Below are 18,258 nucleotides of genomic sequence, written 5' to 3'. Positions count from 1 at the left end.
CCGAGTCTTAAAAAAATAATAACGAGGAGGTAAACAGGTTACTATTACTATGGTGCGCGTTATTATGATCCGACGATGAGTATATTTTTGAGTGTGGATCCGTTGGCGGAGAAATATCCAAATATTAACCCTTATGTATATGTGGCTAATAATCCGATTAATGCAATTGATCCTGATGGTCGAGATATCATTCATTTAAATGGTAAGGGGAGTATTACTAAGGTTGTTAATGATAATAAATCTCATATTACCATTATGGATGGAGGAAAAGTTAGATCATTATCAGATTATTCGATTGGAAAAAGTTGGTTTGGTTTAAATAGTAGGGATAGACAATCTGTAGCTAATATTGTAGGTTATTATGCCAACCAAATTGGAGTTGAAGGGGTTGGCGCAACTAATGAAGTGGGAGGTATAGCGCATTATAATTCAAATAATAATAAAATTTGGATTGCTCCTGTCGGAGATAACGGTACAGTAAGTAGTTTATTGAATGATAAAAATAATTTGATGAATGTATTAGTTCATGAAAGAGAGCATAGGATTGATAATGCTAATGGAGTAATAACTTCATTCGAAAGTCATGTAGATGTTTATGTTAGACAGATGAGTGATGAATCTTTTAGTGGAACTACGGAGGACTTTCAGAAGGGAATGATTAGTGCAATGGCCTCATACTTAGGTGGTATAAGGAGCCGCAGTACACGTAGTGAATTGATTAATAAATTTAATAGTAATAATGTAGGAGGATATAAGCTAGAAGATTTTAAATCAGGGTACGGATATGGATTAGAAAAAAACGGTGAGAAAAAGTATTTTAGGGTTAAGGCACAAAAGGAACCTAATTAATGTTTTTAGTATGAAGTATATAAAATTGTTTTGTTTATTGTTATTATTGACTCATTGTGATAATCACAAAAATGATTTTTTGGATACATTGTTAAGTGATGCTAATGATATAAAAATTTGGAATTATTATGTGTTAGAAAACCGGCAAGAATTCCGTTATTTAGGATATAAATTTAAGTTTGAGAAAGATAAGTATGAAATTTATAGAGGAGACGTTAATGAGGCTGAGAATAATTTTTCTGAAGATTTTGAGATAGGTAATTTAGATAGTAATTGGTATTTTGATTCCAAATTGTTAATGCTAAATTTTGGATTAGATTCTTTTATAATAGAACGATATACTACTGATAGTATTTTTATGAAAGGCAATGGTTTTGAAGGTAATTTTCTTATGGTTAAGATGAAAGATTTATAATAATTAAGGTCTTATAAAAATGCGATTTTTTTAGTTGAAAAAAATACTTAAAGATGTAACTCTACCCCAACCTTCGAAACGGATCGTTGGGGTTTTGTTATTTAAGGGGTATTGTTTAGTGGATAAAAAGAAACACCCTACCACCGTTACACTATTTGGCCACCACGCCACCTGGCTCCATCGCTAAAAATGTCTACCAGACATTTTCTTAACGCTCGGCCCTGACATATCCAACGACAATGGTAAAGTGTTTCAAAAATGTAAAGTACAGCTGAAGACTACAAAAAAGCAACAGCGGAGTAGTAAAAGTAGTAGTTGGGTTTTGGGCAGTGGTTTATATAATAGCAAACAATTACAACGTAGACTGCAATCTAAAGGCGTACAATTGATTTAAAAAGTGTTTTGCAGTACGTTATCTATTGCAATAAACTAAATAGTTGTAGCGTATATTTTAAAAGTAGTTTATCGTCGGTGGAGTAGTAAAGAGGAACGAAGTGAGTCGAAGGCTACGACAGTGGGGAAAAATATGGTGGTACCATAGCGACCATTTAGGAAGTTCTTCTTACCTTACAGACATCAATGGAATACCAACGCATTACTATGGGTATCTACCGTTTACCTCATTAATGATTTTATTTGTTTTGGTATTCGGTGCACTGCGTGAGGAGAGCTGATGGTAGAACACAACAATAGTAATTATGATAATGTGTATAAGTTTAATGATTTCGGAGACTAAAGCGAGTAGCTTTAGTTGAACGAACCGCACGAAGTGCAGAGTTAGATTCACGAATCAAAACGCAGTGGAAATCGAAACGCAGTGTAGATTCATCGAACACCAAAACCAATATTAAATAGGTGAGATATATTCACCGAGTCTTAAAAAAATAATAACGAGGAGGTAAACAGGTTACTATTATTACGGTGCGCGTTATTATGATCCGACGATGAGTATATTTTTGAGTGTGGACCCGTTAGCGGAGCAGTTCCCAGGGTGGACACCGTACCATTATGTACACAATAACCCGATTAATATGACTGACCCTACGGGGATGAGTGCAAATCCAGTTTTTGGTTCTAATGGTGATTATAGAGGAAATACGAAGGAAGGATATACGGGAGAAGTACTTATTTATGATGGAAATAAATATTTCAGTAAGATGTCTGCGGATGAACTTCTCTATGATAATTTTGATGTAAATACACAACGTGGAGAAGGGAATACTTATGACCGAGTGAGAGGCGAATTATCAGGCAACTCTAAATCAAAAATTTGGACTCATATTGCATCTCAATTAGAAGGGCAACAGATATATGATGAAATATTTATTATGAATGATTTAGAAGGCGGTAAGATACATTTTAGTAATAGAAATGGAGCTGGTTGGATTTCTGAATATAGATTAGGAACAGGAACTGGCAAAATCTCAGGAACAGATAAATATCAATATGACACCACAGTAGAAAATATTCAATCATCTATAGGTGTTCATGAATTTTATTCTCATATTAAGAAGAATCAAGGAGGGCAAATATTCAGTTCTCACCGTTTAGTATATAAGAATGTAATAAATTTTAAATCTCTTTGGAATAACACAACAGATAACTATAAAGGATTTAATTTACAAAGATTACGAGATTATACTGAAAAAGAAACAGGTAGAAAAACAGTAGATCCGCTTTATCGAAATTTGTTTAATAAGTATGGTAAATATAGTTATTGATATGTTTAGAATGGTATTTTTTTTAGGATTGATAATAGTAGTTTCTTGTGGGGAGAATGGAAAAGGAGATAAGATTCAAAAAGTAACAGAAAGTACAAAAGTAGTTTTACCTGAAATAGATTCTACTGTATATGGTGAAAAGACAAAAATAGATAAGGATTCTTTATTTCTACCTTGTGATATAGATAGTGTTGAAATACTTTGTTTATTTTTTGGAGAATATGGGGAAAAATCTTTTAGAATCTTTCTCACAAATAAGGAGTATAGTATATCTAGAACTTCTGATGAAAGAAATGTGATTAGTCGTGGAGTTAATAATATTAAAGACTCATTAATAAGTAATATTACTCAATTTTATATAAATAAAGAAGATAAGATAATATTGAATAAGACAAAAAGAGACTATATAAGATCTATGGATTATCCCTACATAAAAGTTATAGGCTATCGGAATAAAAAGGAAATTTTTAATGAAGCTATGAAAATAGGAGATGAAGAATATGATATTGAATATAATCCCAAGTTTTTAGAGTTTTATGAATTCTTAGATCTTTTGGTTAAGTAAGAGTAAAACATCCCGATTGTGCGGACTTAACTTCGTTCAATTCGGCTAAAGTCTCGGGTGCAGTCCGTGCGCATCAATTATAAAAGAAGAAAACCCCGCTAATCTTTTGATTAGCGGGGTCTGTATTTTATATAAAATTGTGAATCAACTCTTTTACTTCTTAAATGCTTGTTTTGTTTTAAAATTTTGGATGTAGGTATCAATGACATTGAACAAGACTTTTTTAGTTTCGTCGTCCATTTTTTGTATATCGTTGATACGATTCACTGTTTCTTTGTCGTAGGAGGCATTTTCCCCTTCTCCAATTAAAAAGTCTACGGTTACGGAAAATACTTTAGCCATTTTAACTACCATTTCAATAGAAGGCAAATTTTCATTGCATTCATATTTACCGATAATCTCACGAAAACCTTTGATCTTTTTAATAAACGTGTTGTTTCAATTGAAATAAACTTTATTTTTATAAGGACAGGTGGTCTTGTAAAACAAGGTTGAGTTCGCGGGCGGGAAAAGTTGAGTAAATGTGGATCCGTTGGCGGAGCAGTTTGTTGGTTGGACATCGTACCATTATGTACACAACAACCCGATTAATTTGATTGATCCTACAGGGATGAGTGCGGAGGTGAGAGATGGAGGAGAGGATCATTGGGAAATAAAGAATGGAAAAGCTCATTTAATAGATACCAAAGGAGATGATATTTTTATTAGAAATGAAGGGGAGAAAGATTTTAAGAAACTCTCTGAATTTGACTTCACTAATAAAGCTAAAGCTGCTCAAAATATTATTGATTATTATTCAAAGGAATACCCATTGGCGTCATCTGATGAAGGAGGTTTTCAAGTTAAAGCAAATTATTTCTCAAGTAAAGAGAATGCTGAAAGTTATGGATATGGTTCTACTTTAATGGGACTTGATTATCCTACAGTTGATAAAGGAGGTTGGTTTAGAGATGATAAAGTTAAACTTAGGTTAACAATGCCTTTAATCGAAGGAAAGTTTAGTTGGATGTTGAACAATAAGTTTAACATGAGAAATACTATAGGACATGAGTATAAACACTATAAAGATTTTTTGCAATTGCGAACTTACTTTAATTATGGTTTTAATTTTAATACGGTGATAGGTAATGATTTTTTTAGTAGAGGTAATTTGGAAATCAGAGCAATAAATGAACAAATGTCTTTACCAAGTTGGGAAGATACTACTGACGTATATAAACAACACACTAATAATTATTTAAATAAGTTTAAAAAACAATAGACTGATGAATTATGTACGTTTTTATAGAATAGGAATAGTTATAGTTTTCTTATTTCTTATTATAGGGTGTAAGAATAATGATTATTTTGTTATTTCCAAAAAGGCGCCCAATCAACGATATTATGGAAAAATAGAAGAAATTAGAATTTATAACTCTCTTCCCAACAATATTTGTTTAGATCTTATCATTGATAATGAGATTTTAAATTTAGTAAAATCAATGGAGATCGGTTTTTATTTAAAAACAGAAGATCTACAATGCTATTTCTATAATTTTTATAGAATTGACGATAATAAATTAAGCATATGTATTTATGTTGATGAATTGAATTGTAGTTTAGATGATAAGGTTTTAAATGATAGAGAAAGAAGAGAAGAGTTTTTTAATAAAATTGAGTTTTATGTTGTTGATAATAAAATAAAAAAAGAATATCCTATCGATTTATCAAAATCTATGGTTTTTCTTAACGAAGTTGGAGGGGATTATCAAAGACCTCTTTAGCAACAACCCCAACCTTCCAAATTAGATCATTTTTTTAGTTAACAATAATACCAAGAATAAGAAAAGGAGAAGAACATTCAAAAATTAATAATGATAGCAATAATAATCCTATTTCCCCCAGTAGGAGACTTGGTGATAAAATAATCGTTTTGAATTATTTAAAGATAAAATATAAACAAGGCAATCTATATTTCTAGATTGTCTTGTTTGATTATTGCAATTTCTTGAAAGGTTTTTTTATAGAATTGTGAATGTTAATTTTTTCAAAAAATATGCTTACCTTTTCACAAAGAATAAAGTGGTTTTTTTCTTTTTTAATGGGTTTGAATGGGTATACGTATGAAATACAATTGGCTATTAAGTACACTTCTATTCCTTTTTATCGGAATAGGATGTGGCAAAGTAAAAAAACAAGTAACCTTTTCTCAATTAATAGCATATCAGGCAATCGATACAATGAAAAGGGTGAAACAAATAGACATCTATAAATTAGAGGTAGAATCTTTAAAAGACAAGATGGAAACTAGTCAACGAGATAGCTTTGAAACTGCGGAAGGAGGTAGGATAAAATACTTCTATATCAAAGAAGATACAGTAAAAAAAGAGCTGGATTATTATGGAGAAACAGGAAGAAAACATCTTGTGTTATATCAGGAAAAGGGAATACCATTGCTAATTGAAGAAATAGAGATTACGTATGAAACTCCTTTGGGTGTTGCTAATTCAGTTGAAATTAAGGATAGTGTAGTTCAAACTTTCTATTATCATGAACAAAAGTTGATCTATTGGTTGAAAAATGATCAACACGTTGATGTATCGAAATACGCAGTGAAAGAAGGAGAATTAGTTGATTTTTTTAAACATAATGAAGGATGAGAATACGACTCTTGTTTTTGTTTTTATGCGGACTATATACTTTTGCACAAGAGACTAAATTTGACTTAAAAGGAACAGTATGGCAATGTAGCATAAGTAAGGATTGTGTAAATCAATATTCTTTTTTAACAGCAGATACATTTGAATTTTATAGCTGTGAAAGGGAAGAAACTTACTACGGTGAATACTATTTTGAAAATGATTTTTTAATGATTTACGAAAAAGGTTCTTATGAAGAATCAGAGGATTATTATGAACAAAAATTATATAAAGTAAGTCTAAAAGCAGGATGTTTAGTTCATGTACAACTAAGTTACAAAAAGGGTGAACAATGGATAGCTTCTAATTTTGTATTGGATGATAAATATGAGTATTGTAAAGCAAAGAGTAAAATTTCTTCTTTGGATTAGTTGTAGTGTTTTAGTAGCATCTTGTTGGACAAAATCACGGGATAAAGGAGACACAAAAAATGAAATAGTAACTAATAGACAGGTAGATTCCTCTTTTTTACAAATCGGTTCGGAAACAATATCTTTTGTGACTGATACACTGGTGCTTAATTATCTTACGTTGCGTAATCACGAGGCTGTTTTTCAATTTGCACCTCAATTTAAAGGAGAAAAATTAGTTGAAAATGTAAGAGAAAGCCCCATTTTTATTTTTGTTAATCAAGATGATACGAGTTATTTATTTGCTTACCAATATGAAGGCTCAACACGATATGCTTTTGATTGTTTTGAAATTGGATATATACAGGACTTGGAGTACAAAAAGGAGGCTTTAAAAGTAGATCAGGCATTTTTTGTACTAGAAAGTGGTTTAAAATTAGGACTCTCATTAGAGGAATTAATTGAAATAAAAGGAGAAAAATACACGCAAGAAGGAAATCAAATTATATATCGAATAAATGATGAGATGCATAATCTTTTTTTAAAACAATACAATATGCCTAGTTACTTTCTCATTTGCACTTTAGTTCATGATGTGATTATAACTATCAAATTTGGATTTGAACAACCTTGAGAAACAATGTTTTTGTATAACAAACAGCTAAAATAGTACGGATGAAATCTTTATATACCCTTGTACTCCTATGTTTATTAATGAGTTGTAAATCAGCCAAAGATTTTGATATCAAAGCCTGTTTTGTTTTTGAAGAGCGATATAAGAAGATTGAAGATTTTCACCAAAGAAAAGGAGAGCTTCAAATGGATGAAATCACTCAAATGATTCGATTGACGGGAATTGAAGTAGATCATGATTTTTCAATTGGTATTATTTATTACTTAACTAAACGCAATTTAAAAGATTGGAAACAGTGGTATCAATTAAATAAAAAACAGTTGTATTGGAATGAGGAAATGCAAGAAATACAACTTAAAAATGGGGCAAGTGAAAAAGTAATTCCCGTTGAACCTTTATTCGGCTCCTGTACAAATAAGAAAGAATTGTTTTCTGAAGCATACCAGTTTGTAATCATTGATTTATGTATAACAGAAATTACCTCCAAAAGAGAATATTATCATCTAAAAGGGGTGAATGGAAAAGATACATTGGACTTAATAGCACCAAGTCTTTTCGTTTTAGTTAGAGAAAAGAAGAAAAGAAGAACTAGAGAAATAAAGGTAAATGATGTATACGAATTTGATTTGTTAGAACTATATAAAGCTCGTGATTTTGGAGGATTGCTTCAACCGGATGAAATAGAACTACTTACTCAGGGGGATTATCAGTCAAAAGCCCATTTTGGTCCAAAGTATTATCGAATTTTAAATCGATATGGCTTTGAAAAATAAGGGGAGTTAGTGATTTGTACTACTTTTTATACAAAAAAAATATGGCAATTAATATAGAAGAATTAAAGCAAATAACACTACGTGTGCTTTCAGAAATTCAATCATGTAGAGGAAATGAAATTGAGTTAGTTGAAGATTACTATTGGGATATTCCGAGCGCAGCGCGTTATAATCCATATGAGGAACCTAAACAATTGTCTTTAGGGCAATTGTCTTTTGATGAAGAGGAAGTAAAGCGATTGTTGCGTACTGATGATGCAGTTGCTTATGATTTAAAGCGAATTGCAGCTATTTTTTATGCTTTAAGTATAGATGGATAAATAAGTCAGTATGCGATATAAAATTTGGATCTATGGCCTAGGCATACTGATTTGTATGTCCTGTCAAAGACAAGCTTTTCAATCTGATATACTTTGCATTTTGAATATGAAGGCAAAAGAAATAAAATGTTTGGATGCTTATCATCAGTTTGGCGGATTTGGAGAGGGGTTTATACTGGAAGAATATAGTTTGTCTCCAAGGAGTGTTGCGGACTTTTTGTATTTAAAAAACAAAGTTTTACCAAGTAGAAATACAACCGATTCATGGCAAAAGTTAGATTGGAAACAAGGTCCTCCTGAGGAGTGCTTGGAAGAACTATTTTTATTGTGTTTAAGCTATGAAGATGGCAATAAAAGAATAACACAACAATTAAAGGAATTAAGACAACTTGTAGAATATACTTGGGTTTATTATTCCTTTTATTATCAACCTTCATTAGATATCCCAGAAGTAGTTCAACTGTTTATTTTGGATACAAGAACAAAAAAAATATACGCTATAGAGAGTAGTATTTAAATTAGATAAGATAAATGAGAAGAATCTGGATGTTTATACTTTTAATGGTCCTTTGTATAAGTTGCCATAATAAAATTGCAGGAACTTTAGGAGGAGGGTACGTTTATGAATTTGATTGTAGTGAAAATGAATTAAATTATTGCTTAGAATCTTTTAAAGAAAGACATTTAAACCTAGCTATTCCTGAAAAATGGAAGGAATTTGATGATTGGGAAAAACGTGGTTACCATTTTCTTAATGGGAAGATTTTTTATTTTGAAGGTAATGCTGATTTGAAAGAAGAGATGTATTATGTTACAGTACTAAGATTTAATGAAGAAAAGACAAAAGTAGCAAGGGTTTCGATACGATCAGTTTTTAGGAAAACAACAAAATTTGGGCAATGGCTTCTGTTTGAAGATTTAAAAAAATCAGAACAACAAAGGATTGAAAGAAGATTTCAAGAATTAGTATTGAACGAAATGATAAAAAATGATTGTAGTTGTAAGGAATATACAACTATTACAAATTGGCCTTCAAAATAAGAATATGGTTTTTTAGCTAGATAATAATGATAGTAATATTGATCCCTTTTCAGTCAGTAGGAGACTTTGTGTTTAAGTCGAAGATAAATAACTACCTAAAGAAATATTCATTTGAAGTTCGTGATTATTCATCTGATTTAGCGACACCAACTGTTCACTATTCAATTGAATTTCCTCGAATGACTTTGTTTGTTGAAAATGGTTTAATAGAGGAAATTGGTTGCTATGAAGATAGGTTGTAGATGGGAGGCAAAAAAATAATGAAGCAGATTCTCTTAGAGCTCTTAAAAAAAGTAGAAAAATTTAAATGCTTATGAAAAGAATAATAGTTTATTTGTTTTATGTTCTTTTTTTTATTTCATGCAAAGAAAAGAATGATATAGAGGAGATTTTATTAGATAAAAATGGGAAAAAACTCGAATATTGGGATTATTATGCTTCAGAAGATAGTGTTACTTATGAGTTTTTAGGGTATAAAATGTTATTTGTTTCAAAGAATAAATATCAATTATTTTATTTAAAAAGGAAGAACCAAATAGCTACAGATTATAAAAAAGAGGATAATTTAATCGAAAGTATCTCTGAAAGAGATTGGCATGTGGATACAAAGAATATGAAAATGAATTTAGATGTAGATTCTTTTATAATTGAAAAATATAATAAGGATACAATATTTATGAAGGGAGATGGCTTTGATGGAAAATTCATGCTTATAAAATATAGAAAATGATGTTGATAATGCTTGTGTTTTGAATGTGAATCCATTGTCTGAGTAAGAGGATAATACAAATTTCTACACTTATGTTGTAAATATTCCTGCAATTAACCTTGAAATTTGATAGCGATTATTTTGATTTTAATAATCTTGAGAATGTTGATAAAAGATGTTTTGGAATAAGGAAGAAACATTTTTTTTGAAAATATAGTATATAACCCCTTAATTTTCTAAAGCGGATCGTTAGCTTTTTTTAGCTAACAGTTGAGAGTAGTTATGTAAAAGGATAATTAGAACTGTACACAGTAAACTGCTTATTGAAAACCAAAGTATTATTGATTATGAAAATCAAATTTAAAATATATCTGTTACTGTTTTTTGCTATTGCCTTATTTTCATATTATAGTTTTAATCCTATTGTTTTGAATATAAATAATCAGTCTACAGTAAATGATGTAGAGAATTTACAAAAAGAAGTTGTTCCTATTTTTGATGGAATTAATTTTAATGTAGGAAGCTTTAAAGCACTTCTAATTATAAATGATAAGATAGATATTCACAGTAATTTTACTCGTGGACGTGTTTTTTATACAGAAGATGTTGATTTGTTGAAAAAAATGCAAAAAAAATGTGTATTTCATGTAACTAATTCTGATTTGACTACTGTCGAAAATAAACTTTTGCTCTATAAAAATGATAGTATTGTTTATGAAGAATATGTTGTATTAGAAGTGAATAAACAAGGAATACAGAATTCGAATCATGGATGGCTACTATCAAAATCACAAGATTTGATAAATTTTTTAAGTGAATTTGAAAGATTATATATTCCAATTGTTTTTATTTAAAATAGAGTACTTAATTAGTATTAAAATTAATTGCAACTCTAAGATTCCAAAGCGAAAAGTTTATCCTTTAGATAGAATATACATTACAAGAAGTTTTTTTGTTTCTAACATTTAGGAGGGTAGCTCAGATTACAAGAAGGAGAAAAAGTTTTCCTTTATTTTTTATACGAATAGATTTTTTGAAAAAATTTGTAATGAAACTAATGTATTAAAGGAGATATTATAGTAAAGCTACAATTAATTCAATTCAAAAATGAGAAAAAAAATATTGTTTTTAATACTTATTGGAGGGCTATATCTTATAGTAACTTTTATTATGAGTTTTTTTATAAAATTTCCACCTTTCAATCAAGGTTTATCTATTGGCTTTCCAGTCGTGTATTATCAGTTTAATACTTCTTCAAATGAATTGCAGTATGGGATTATAAGAGAAAATCTTTATTTTAATCTGTTGTTTATAGTTGTATTGTATATTATTATAAATAGATTCTTTAGAAGATCATAACTTTTAAATCGGACGGAGTTTACCATTAACGGATTACAAAAATTACTCAATAAAAGAGAATCAAAACAGTACACAGTAAACCAAATAAAACACCCAACAAGACAACAACCCGCGAAAAAAATTAACTTTGTTTCTGTTGCGTGTAAAAAGAATCGCGTGTGCATAAAAATAAATCGGACCAAACCATGAACAACCAAGTCTATATCTCTTGTAGTTTTGCTTTACGAAAGGCATTAGAACCAGAATTGCAAACGATGAAAGAGGTGTTGTTGAGCCATCAATATCAACCCTGGGTATTTGTAGAGCACTATACATTTACGGCACAACAAGAAAAAGAAATGATGCAACAGGCGATGCAGGATATTGAAAATAGCGCATTTTTACTCGCAGAGACTACGGATAAAGGAATTGGTATAGGTATAGAGGCAGGATATGCAAAAGCCTTAAAGAAACCAGTTGTATATTTGAGAAAAGAAACGGCAGAACATTCTACGACGTTGTCGGGATTAAGTGATTATCAAATTGTATATCAAGATACCACTGATTTAGCAAACAAATTAGAGGAAGTGATAAAGGCATTAAGGAAAAAGAAAGGATAATATTTTAGTTGAAAAGAGATTTTACTTTAAAAAACGAAAATACGTCCACATCAAAATATGAAAAAAGAAATTTTAGATCGAATTAGTCAATTAGGAGGTGATATTAGCCAAGTAAAAGGACAAACGATACTTGACGATTTGCTGTCTATTACCTTCAATACAGTGTTGTATAAAAGACCCGTGGATACACCTTGGGCAAAAGCAGAGGAGGAAGAACCTATTTTTGGATTAGGCGAATTCATTGAAGAACATCAAGAACTCGTAGAAACGAATCGAGAAGCGCTGTATCAAAAAATAATCACTCATTTTTATCAAAATACAGAAGAAGCGTATGGGCAAACTTTTTGGAAGCCTGTACTTTTTACGCCCTTTAAAGAAGGAACTGCGGATTATGACAATTGGTATGAGGGGTATTTTGATGATGAGACGCTGGTAGATTTAAGTGAAGTGGAGAAAGTAACAGGTACTCAAACGGGCGATTTCTTACAGTTGTTTTACAGCTATGGATTTCCAGATCAGTTGTATATTAGTTTAGATGATCCTGAAAAAGAGAATCCAACAGTGTTTGGTACGGATCATGAAGTATTTTTTGGAGAAATTACCAATGAAGGTGCTCTAGAAACATATTTCAATCAATTTATGACGAGGGACGAGCTTATTGAAATAGTAGCAAAAGCGTTAGATAAACAGCAAAACAAATGAAAATACAAGAACTACTAAAGCAGTTAACAGCAAAGGAGAAAGCTCAAATAAAAGCCGTTGAAGTGCGAGAGTTAGATGAGGAAGATACGGGACATTTTGTTGCTTTTGTTGATGAAGCAGAAGAAACCTATGATGTACATATTCAGTTAAACGAACAAAGTGTGCAACAGATGACTTGTGATTGTGGAACGGCTCAAAAAATTTGTATCCATCAAGGAGCTGTATTGTTGCAAATCACGGAAAAAGGATTGAAAGTGGCTCCAACACAAGTGGTCAAAAAAAGAAGAACAAAGGCCAAACAAACGGTTAGTGAAGCTTTGGTACTGGAGCAAAGCAAAGAAATATTAGCCCAATGGTTGATTGATGTGTTTAAGAAAAATAAAACCTTAGAACAGCAGTTTATTGTTACTTTTTCTCAAGAAAAAAGAGAGTACACCGTCGAATATGTGGAGGAAATCATGCAGCAAACATTTAAGGCTGTAGCGGGGAAACGCAAAACCCTAGAAGGAGTAAAGATTAAAAAAATATTGGATACCCTTGCTATTGCCTTTGAACCAGTCAATGATTTTATTACGGTGAATATGGTTAAGCCCATCGCATACGAACTCTTTTCAAAAATCATGTTGGATATACAAATCTTTGATAAGCGTATTTCACATCACAGTAAGAAATTCATCGATTTTTACCAAAGTTATAGCACTTGGTTTGCGCTAACATTGAATAATATGCAAAATCAACTTGCTTGGCAAACGCAGGTTCAACACGTGATTGATCGTGTGTTTTTGGAAAATAACACAACGAAAACAATTGATTGTGTGTTGTTAAAAGGCATTTATGACTGTGCGGATGCGAAGCAGCAGAAAGATTTTGCAGCAGCCTTATATCCAAGTGTATTTAAAACAACGCATACCCGATATGATTTCAAAGTGGATTTCATTAGCTTTATTCGAGATGTCGCTTTAACCTATGATTTCTTTGATGAATTACACCTGTTTTTTAAAATTAGAGCTTAAAAAAAACTGAGAATGTAACTTAAGTTACTGTAGGGGACCAAAAAGAGAAATACCTTCGTTTTTTAAATAGAACAAGATGTTACAGTGGTTTAAAAATATATTCGGCTCATCTGAGACAAAACCTTCTCTAGCAACACGAGTACAAGAAGGTGCTATATTGATTGATGTACGCACCCAAGGAGAATACCTCAGTGGGAGTGTAAATAAAGCAGTTAATATCCCTTTAGACCAATTGGTCGCTAAAAGTGGTAGATATAGCAAAGAAACGCCTTTAATTGTCTTTTGTAGAAGCGGTATGCGTAGCCAGCAAGCAAAAAGAGTATTAGAACAGCTGGGATACCGAAACGTATACAATGGAGGAGGAGTTCGCGCCGTGAGGAATCAATTAGATAAATAACAAAAAAAACCAACTGGAATTTCAGTTGGTTTTTTTGTTTATTCTTCTTTCTCGTCTGAGAAATATTGATTGTAAATTTTGATACTGTCAATCGGGTCAGGCATACCCATGGGAGCATTGTCGCGCTCGTATTTCTCAATTAGAATTTGTAGTACCTCTAGTTCATCTACAGTATCTTTATTTTGTGGACTACTTTCTAATAGTTGTACTTTGATCATAGCCATGTGGTAATCTTCTTCCGTACGAATAGGTCTTAATTTCATAATACTATAATTTATTGCACTTTTTGGTTGAATCAAGGCTCGTATTTTCTAGCCTTTCCTATAAAACTACACATTTTTTTTGATTAAAGCACCTGATCGATTGCTAATTACTGTTAAGAGCCATAAAAAAAGCCCTCTAGTAAGAGGGCTTTCATTGTCTATTATTTTGTTTGATTTGCTTCAATCCATTGACGTGCATTAACAAAAGCTTCCATCCAAGGAGAAACTTCGTCTTTGCGTCCTTCTGGGTAATTCGCCCAATGCCATTGGAACAATGAACGCTCAATATGAGGCATCATAACCAAGTGACGTCCTGTATTGTCACACATCATAGCGGTGTTGTAATCAGAACCATTTGGATTCGCAGGATAGCTATCGTAAGCGTATTTTGCTACAATATTATAGTTGCTTTCTGCTTCTGGCAAGTTGAATTTACCTTCACCATGTGAAATCCAAACACCTAAGGTACTACCTGCTAAAGTAGATAACATGATTGAGTTATTCTCTTGAATAGTAACAGAAGTAAAGTTACTTTCGTGTTTTTGAGAATCGTTGTGTAGCATTTTTCCGTGCACTGCATGCTCAGGATTAATTAACTCCAACTCCATAAACAACTGACAACCATTACAAATACCTACTGATAAAGTATCTTGACGTGCAAAGAAGTTTTTCAATGCTGTATTTGCTTTTTCATTGTACATGAAGGCACCAGCCCATCCTTTTGCCGATCCTAATACGTCCGAGTTAGAGAAACCTCCAACAGCTCCAATGAATTGGATATCTTCTAATGTTTCTCGACCTGAAATTAAATCCGTCATGTGAACGTCTTTCACATCAAATCCTGCTAAGAACATTGCGTTGGCAACTTCTCTTTCAGAGTTACTTCCTTTTTCGCGGATAATTGCTGCTTTTGGACGTGGTTTAGACGCATCAATTGCAGGTTTCTTACCGTCAAATTGCGAGGGGAAAGCAAACTGTAAAGGTTGGTTTTTATAGTTGTTAAAGCGCTCAGTCGCTTTGTTGTTTTTTGTTTGTTTTTGATCCAACAAATACGATGTTTTATACCATGTATCGCGGATTGCTGGAACACTATAGCTAAAGCTATCAGTTCCATTTTGGAACGATACCGTTTCTTCAGCTAAAACCGTTCCGATTTTAGTCACTTCAACACCTGCAGCGTTCATTGCTTTTTCGAAAGTTTCGTCGTTTTTCGCTTGAATCACTAAACCGATATTTTCGTTGAAAAGAACTTTTACTGTATCTTTTTCATTTAAAGCAGTTAAGTCATAACGAGCTCCTAAGTTGATGTCAGCAAATGTCATTTCTAAAAGTGTAGTGATTAATCCACCACTTCCAATATCATGACCAGCAGCAATTTGATTGTCTTGCACTAAGTTCTGAACTGCATTGAATGCCTTTTTGAAATAAGCTGCATCTTGAATTGTTGGTACTTCATGTCCGATTTTATTTAAAATCTGAGCAAATGATGAACCTCCTAATTTGAAATCATCTTGTGATAAACGGATATAGTAGATAGAACCTGCATTTTTCTTTAATGTTGGCTCTACGATTTTCGTAATATCTGTACAGTTTGCAGCAGCAGAAATAATAACCGTTCCAGGAGCAATTACCTCGTCATTTGGGTATTTTTGCTTCATGGATAAGGAATCTTTTCCAGTTGGAATATTGATGCCTAATTCAATAGCGAAATCTGAACACGCTTGTACGGCTTCGTATAAACGAGCATCTTCCCCTGGGTTATTACAAGCCCACATCCAGTTTGCAGATAAAGAAATTCCTTTCATTTGGTCTTTTAATGGAGCCCAAACAATGTTAGATAACGCTTCTGCAATCGCATTTCTACTTCCTGCAGTAGGATCAACTAAAGCAACAACTGGCGCATGTCCAACTGTTGTAGCAATTCCTTCTTTTCCTTTATAATCAAGAGCCATAGCTCCTAAGTTATTCAATGGTAATTGTAATGGACCTGTACATTGTTGTTTAGCCACACGACCACCCACACAACGATCCACCTTATTCGTTAACCAATCTTTAGAAGCAACAGCTTCTAATTGTAATAATTGAGTTAAATAAGTATCCACTTTTTCAACAGCATAATCTAAATCAGCGTAGATACGCTCGATGGTTTGATCTGCCATAATTGTTTTTGGAGAACTACCAAACATCTCTTCAATGGCAAAATCCATTGGTTTAGCTCCTGTTTTTGCAGATTCAATCGTAAAGCGATGATCATTAGTGATTTCACCAACTGTGTACATGGGTGCACGTTCTCTCTCCGCAATACGCTCCAACGTATCCATATCTTTTTTACCGATAACCAATCCCATTCTTTCTTGAGATTCGTTTCCGATTGTTTCTTTAGCAGAAAGCGTTGGATCTCCAATTGGCAACTGATCTAAATTGATATGTCCTCCTGTTTCTTCTACTAATTCAGATAAACAGTTCAAGTGCCCACCCGCACCGTGATCGTGAATGGACACGATAGGGTTGTGGTCTGCTTCAACTAAACCGCGAATCGCGTTCGCTGCACGTTTTTGCATTTCAGGGTTTGAACGTTGAATGGCATTCAATTCAATTCCAGATCCGAATGCTCCCGTATTTGCAGAAGAAACTGCTGCTCCTCCCATACCAATACGGTAGTTTTCACCTCCTAAGATGACTACTTGATCTCCGAGTTCTGGTTTGTGTTTTTTCGCTTGATCTAACTTTCCGTATCCGATACCACCCGCTTGCATAATCACTTTGTCAAAACCAAGTTTACGCGCATCTTCTTCGTGTTCGAAAGTTAAAATAGACCCCGTAATTAACGGTTGTCCGAATTTATTTCCAAAATCAGAAGCTCCATTAGAAGCTTTGATTAAAATATCAATTGGTGTTTGGTATAACCAAGCTCTTTCATCCATGGCTTTTTCCCAAGGACGATTCTCCTCTAAACGAGAATAAGAAGTCATGTAGATTGCAGTACCCGCTAAAGGCAATGATCCTTGTCCTCCAGCTAAACGGTCGCGAATTTCTCCTCCAGAACCTGTAGCTGCACCATTAAATGGCTCTACCGTAGTAGGGAAGTTATGCGTTTCTGCTTTTAATGAAATAACAGAATCAAATTCTTTTTCTGCATAAAAATCCGGTTTGTCCGCTGATAACGGAGCAAATTGCGTAACACGTGGTCCTTTTACAAAAGCCACATTATCTTTATAAGCAGAAACAATATCATTTGGATGAGTCTCTGAAGTCTTCTTAATTAATTTGAATAAAGAAGTTGGTTTTTCTTCTCCATCAATTACAAATGTTCCGTTAAATATCTTATGACGACAGTGCTCTGAGTTTACTTGTGAGAAACCGAAAACCTCTGAATCCGTTAGTTTACGGCCTATTTTTTGAGCTAAATCTTCTAAATAGGTAATCTCTTCTTCGTTTAGCGCTAATCCTTCTTCTTGGTTGTATTTCGCAATATCTTCAATGTAAATGATTGGCTCTGGTTGAATGTTAATCGCAAAAATATCTTGATCTAACAATTCAAACACTTGCGATAACATCGGATCAAATGCTTCTTGGTTAGCCTCAAAAAATTCTTCAATGCGAATAATTCCATTAATCCCCATGTTTTGCGTGATTTCAACCGCATTGGTACTCCAAGGTGTAATCATGGTAGCACGTGGACCAATAAATTGACTGTTAATTACTTTTTGATCTAAGTGTTTAGCGTTGCCAAAAAGCCAATTTAGTTTTTGAATATCTTCAATAGATAAAGCGTTCTCCACCTGTACAGCGTAGAACTTTTTCGAAGGGTTTTCGAAGAAATAAATCATTGCGATAAGATTATTTTAGTTGTTGTTGTAAGATGCAAAA

23 protein-coding genes are annotated in these 18,258 nt (G+C 32.6%); 20 read left to right on the top strand and 3 right to left on the bottom strand.

Features of this window, described 5'->3' with window-relative positions; genetic code table 11:
* The first annotated feature begins 75 nt into the window (after nucleotides 1-75).
* The 4 genes from ACUTSE_RS03755 (at nucleotide 76) to ACUTSE_RS03740 (ending at nucleotide 3,550) form a co-directional block, all read left to right on the top strand.
* The gene (locus tag ACUTSE_RS03755) at nucleotides 76-849 is read left to right on the top strand and encodes a hypothetical protein (protein ID WP_445639292.1); all 774 of its coding nucleotides are present in this window, start codon (nucleotides 76-78) and stop codon (nucleotides 847-849) included.
* A gap of 10 nt (nucleotides 850-859) precedes the next feature.
* Nucleotides 860-1,264 carry a hypothetical protein gene (locus ACUTSE_RS03750; RefSeq protein WP_445639291.1) on the top strand — a complete coding sequence of 135 codons (405 nt, stop codon included), beginning with the start codon at nucleotides 860-862 and terminating at the stop codon, nucleotides 1,262-1,264.
* A gap of 962 nt (nucleotides 1,265-2,226) precedes the next feature.
* The gene (locus ACUTSE_RS03745) at nucleotides 2,227-2,985 is read left to right on the top strand and encodes a hypothetical protein (RefSeq protein WP_445639290.1); all 759 of its coding nucleotides are present in this window, start codon (nucleotides 2,227-2,229) and stop codon (nucleotides 2,983-2,985) included.
* A 1-nt stretch (nucleotide 2,986) separates the two neighbouring features.
* Nucleotides 2,987-3,550 carry a hypothetical protein gene (locus ACUTSE_RS03740; protein WP_445639289.1) on the top strand — a complete coding sequence of 188 codons (564 nt, stop codon included), beginning with the start codon at nucleotides 2,987-2,989 and terminating at the stop codon, nucleotides 3,548-3,550.
* 153 nt (nucleotides 3,551-3,703) lie between these two features.
* On the opposite strand, the gene ACUTSE_RS03735 is transcribed toward ACUTSE_RS03740, so the two are convergent.
* Entirely contained in the window at nucleotides 3,704-3,892 is a 189-nt protein-coding gene (locus ACUTSE_RS03735; RefSeq protein ID WP_445639288.1) for a hypothetical protein, read from the bottom strand.
* Nucleotides 3,893-4,142: 250 nt separating this feature from the next.
* On the opposite strand from ACUTSE_RS03735, the gene ACUTSE_RS03730 reads away from it, so the two are divergent.
* The 16 genes from ACUTSE_RS03730 (at nucleotide 4,143) to ACUTSE_RS03655 (ending at nucleotide 14,125) form a co-directional block, all read left to right on the top strand.
* Nucleotides 4,143-4,811 carry a hypothetical protein gene (locus ACUTSE_RS03730; protein ID WP_445639287.1) on the top strand — a complete coding sequence of 223 codons (669 nt, stop codon included), beginning with the start codon at nucleotides 4,143-4,145 and terminating at the stop codon, nucleotides 4,809-4,811.
* 4 nt (nucleotides 4,812-4,815) lie between these two features.
* Nucleotides 4,816-5,313, top strand: a complete 498-nt coding sequence (locus ACUTSE_RS03725) for a hypothetical protein (RefSeq protein WP_445639286.1) — start codon at nucleotides 4,816-4,818, stop codon at nucleotides 5,311-5,313.
* A 339-nt stretch (nucleotides 5,314-5,652) separates the two neighbouring features.
* Complete coding sequence (locus tag ACUTSE_RS03720) at nucleotides 5,653-6,189, top strand: hypothetical protein (RefSeq protein ID WP_445639285.1); 537 nt, start codon at nucleotides 5,653-5,655, stop codon at nucleotides 6,187-6,189.
* A complete protein-coding gene (locus ACUTSE_RS03715) occupies nucleotides 6,186-6,599 on the top strand; it encodes a hypothetical protein (protein WP_445639284.1) in 414 nt (137 codons plus the stop codon). The genes ACUTSE_RS03720 and ACUTSE_RS03715 overlap by 4 nt, the downstream gene beginning before the upstream one ends.
* On the top strand, nucleotides 6,556-7,212 hold the full coding sequence (locus ACUTSE_RS03710; RefSeq protein ID WP_445639283.1) for a hypothetical protein: 657 nt from the start codon (nucleotides 6,556-6,558) through the stop codon (nucleotides 7,210-7,212). The genes ACUTSE_RS03715 and ACUTSE_RS03710 overlap by 44 nt, the downstream gene beginning before the upstream one ends.
* A gap of 41 nt (nucleotides 7,213-7,253) precedes the next feature.
* On the top strand, nucleotides 7,254-7,985 hold the full coding sequence (locus ACUTSE_RS03705) for a hypothetical protein (RefSeq protein WP_445639282.1): 732 nt from the start codon (nucleotides 7,254-7,256) through the stop codon (nucleotides 7,983-7,985).
* A gap of 41 nt (nucleotides 7,986-8,026) precedes the next feature.
* Complete coding sequence (locus ACUTSE_RS03700; RefSeq protein ID WP_445639281.1) at nucleotides 8,027-8,305, top strand: hypothetical protein; 279 nt, start codon at nucleotides 8,027-8,029, stop codon at nucleotides 8,303-8,305.
* 106 nt (nucleotides 8,306-8,411) lie between these two features.
* Nucleotides 8,412-8,822: a hypothetical protein gene (locus ACUTSE_RS03695; protein WP_445639280.1), complete on the top strand. Its 411-nt coding sequence runs from the start codon at nucleotides 8,412-8,414 to the stop codon at nucleotides 8,820-8,822.
* Nucleotides 8,823-8,836: 14 nt separating this feature from the next.
* Nucleotides 8,837-9,346: a hypothetical protein gene (locus tag ACUTSE_RS03690; RefSeq protein WP_445639279.1), complete on the top strand. Its 510-nt coding sequence runs from the start codon at nucleotides 8,837-8,839 to the stop codon at nucleotides 9,344-9,346.
* Between the two features lie 26 nt (nucleotides 9,347-9,372).
* Entirely contained in the window at nucleotides 9,373-9,588 is a 216-nt protein-coding gene (locus tag ACUTSE_RS03685; protein WP_445639278.1) for a hypothetical protein, read from the top strand.
* Between the two features lie 71 nt (nucleotides 9,589-9,659).
* The gene (locus ACUTSE_RS03680; RefSeq protein WP_445639277.1) at nucleotides 9,660-10,076 is read left to right on the top strand and encodes a hypothetical protein; all 417 of its coding nucleotides are present in this window, start codon (nucleotides 9,660-9,662) and stop codon (nucleotides 10,074-10,076) included.
* 326 nt (nucleotides 10,077-10,402) lie between these two features.
* Nucleotides 10,403-10,909, top strand: a complete 507-nt coding sequence (locus ACUTSE_RS03675; protein ID WP_445639276.1) for a hypothetical protein — start codon at nucleotides 10,403-10,405, stop codon at nucleotides 10,907-10,909.
* A gap of 663 nt (nucleotides 10,910-11,572) precedes the next feature.
* Nucleotides 11,573-12,013, top strand: coding sequence for a nucleoside 2-deoxyribosyltransferase (locus tag ACUTSE_RS03670; protein WP_445639275.1), 441 nt, complete (start codon nucleotides 11,573-11,575; stop codon nucleotides 12,011-12,013).
* A 57-nt stretch (nucleotides 12,014-12,070) separates the two neighbouring features.
* The gene (locus ACUTSE_RS03665) at nucleotides 12,071-12,715 is read left to right on the top strand and encodes a hypothetical protein (RefSeq protein WP_445639274.1); all 645 of its coding nucleotides are present in this window, start codon (nucleotides 12,071-12,073) and stop codon (nucleotides 12,713-12,715) included.
* Nucleotides 12,712-13,728: a hypothetical protein gene (locus ACUTSE_RS03660; protein WP_445639273.1), complete on the top strand. Its 1,017-nt coding sequence runs from the start codon at nucleotides 12,712-12,714 to the stop codon at nucleotides 13,726-13,728. The genes ACUTSE_RS03665 and ACUTSE_RS03660 overlap by 4 nt, the downstream gene beginning before the upstream one ends.
* Before the next feature lie 76 nt (nucleotides 13,729-13,804).
* Nucleotides 13,805-14,125 (top strand): rhodanese-like domain-containing protein, encoded by a 321-nt coding sequence (locus ACUTSE_RS03655; RefSeq protein WP_445639272.1) that lies wholly within the window; start codon nucleotides 13,805-13,807, stop codon nucleotides 14,123-14,125.
* A gap of 38 nt (nucleotides 14,126-14,163) precedes the next feature.
* On the opposite strand, the gene ACUTSE_RS03650 is transcribed toward ACUTSE_RS03655, so the two are convergent.
* Both ACUTSE_RS03650 and purL read right to left on the bottom strand, forming a co-directional pair.
* Nucleotides 14,164-14,388: a hypothetical protein gene (locus tag ACUTSE_RS03650; RefSeq protein ID WP_002985766.1), complete on the bottom strand. Its 225-nt coding sequence runs from the start codon at nucleotides 14,386-14,388 to the stop codon at nucleotides 14,164-14,166.
* A gap of 161 nt (nucleotides 14,389-14,549) precedes the next feature.
* Nucleotides 14,550-18,218, bottom strand: a complete 3,669-nt coding sequence (gene purL, locus ACUTSE_RS03645) for a phosphoribosylformylglycinamidine synthase (protein ID WP_445639271.1) — start codon at nucleotides 18,216-18,218, stop codon at nucleotides 14,550-14,552.
* Nucleotides 18,219-18,258 lie beyond the last annotated feature (40 nt).

It is taken from the genome of Myroides sp. TSA_177.3, assembly GCF_052691955.1.
Note: the sequence above shows the minus strand (reverse complement) of the source record. Positions and strands in the feature narration are given on the sequence as shown.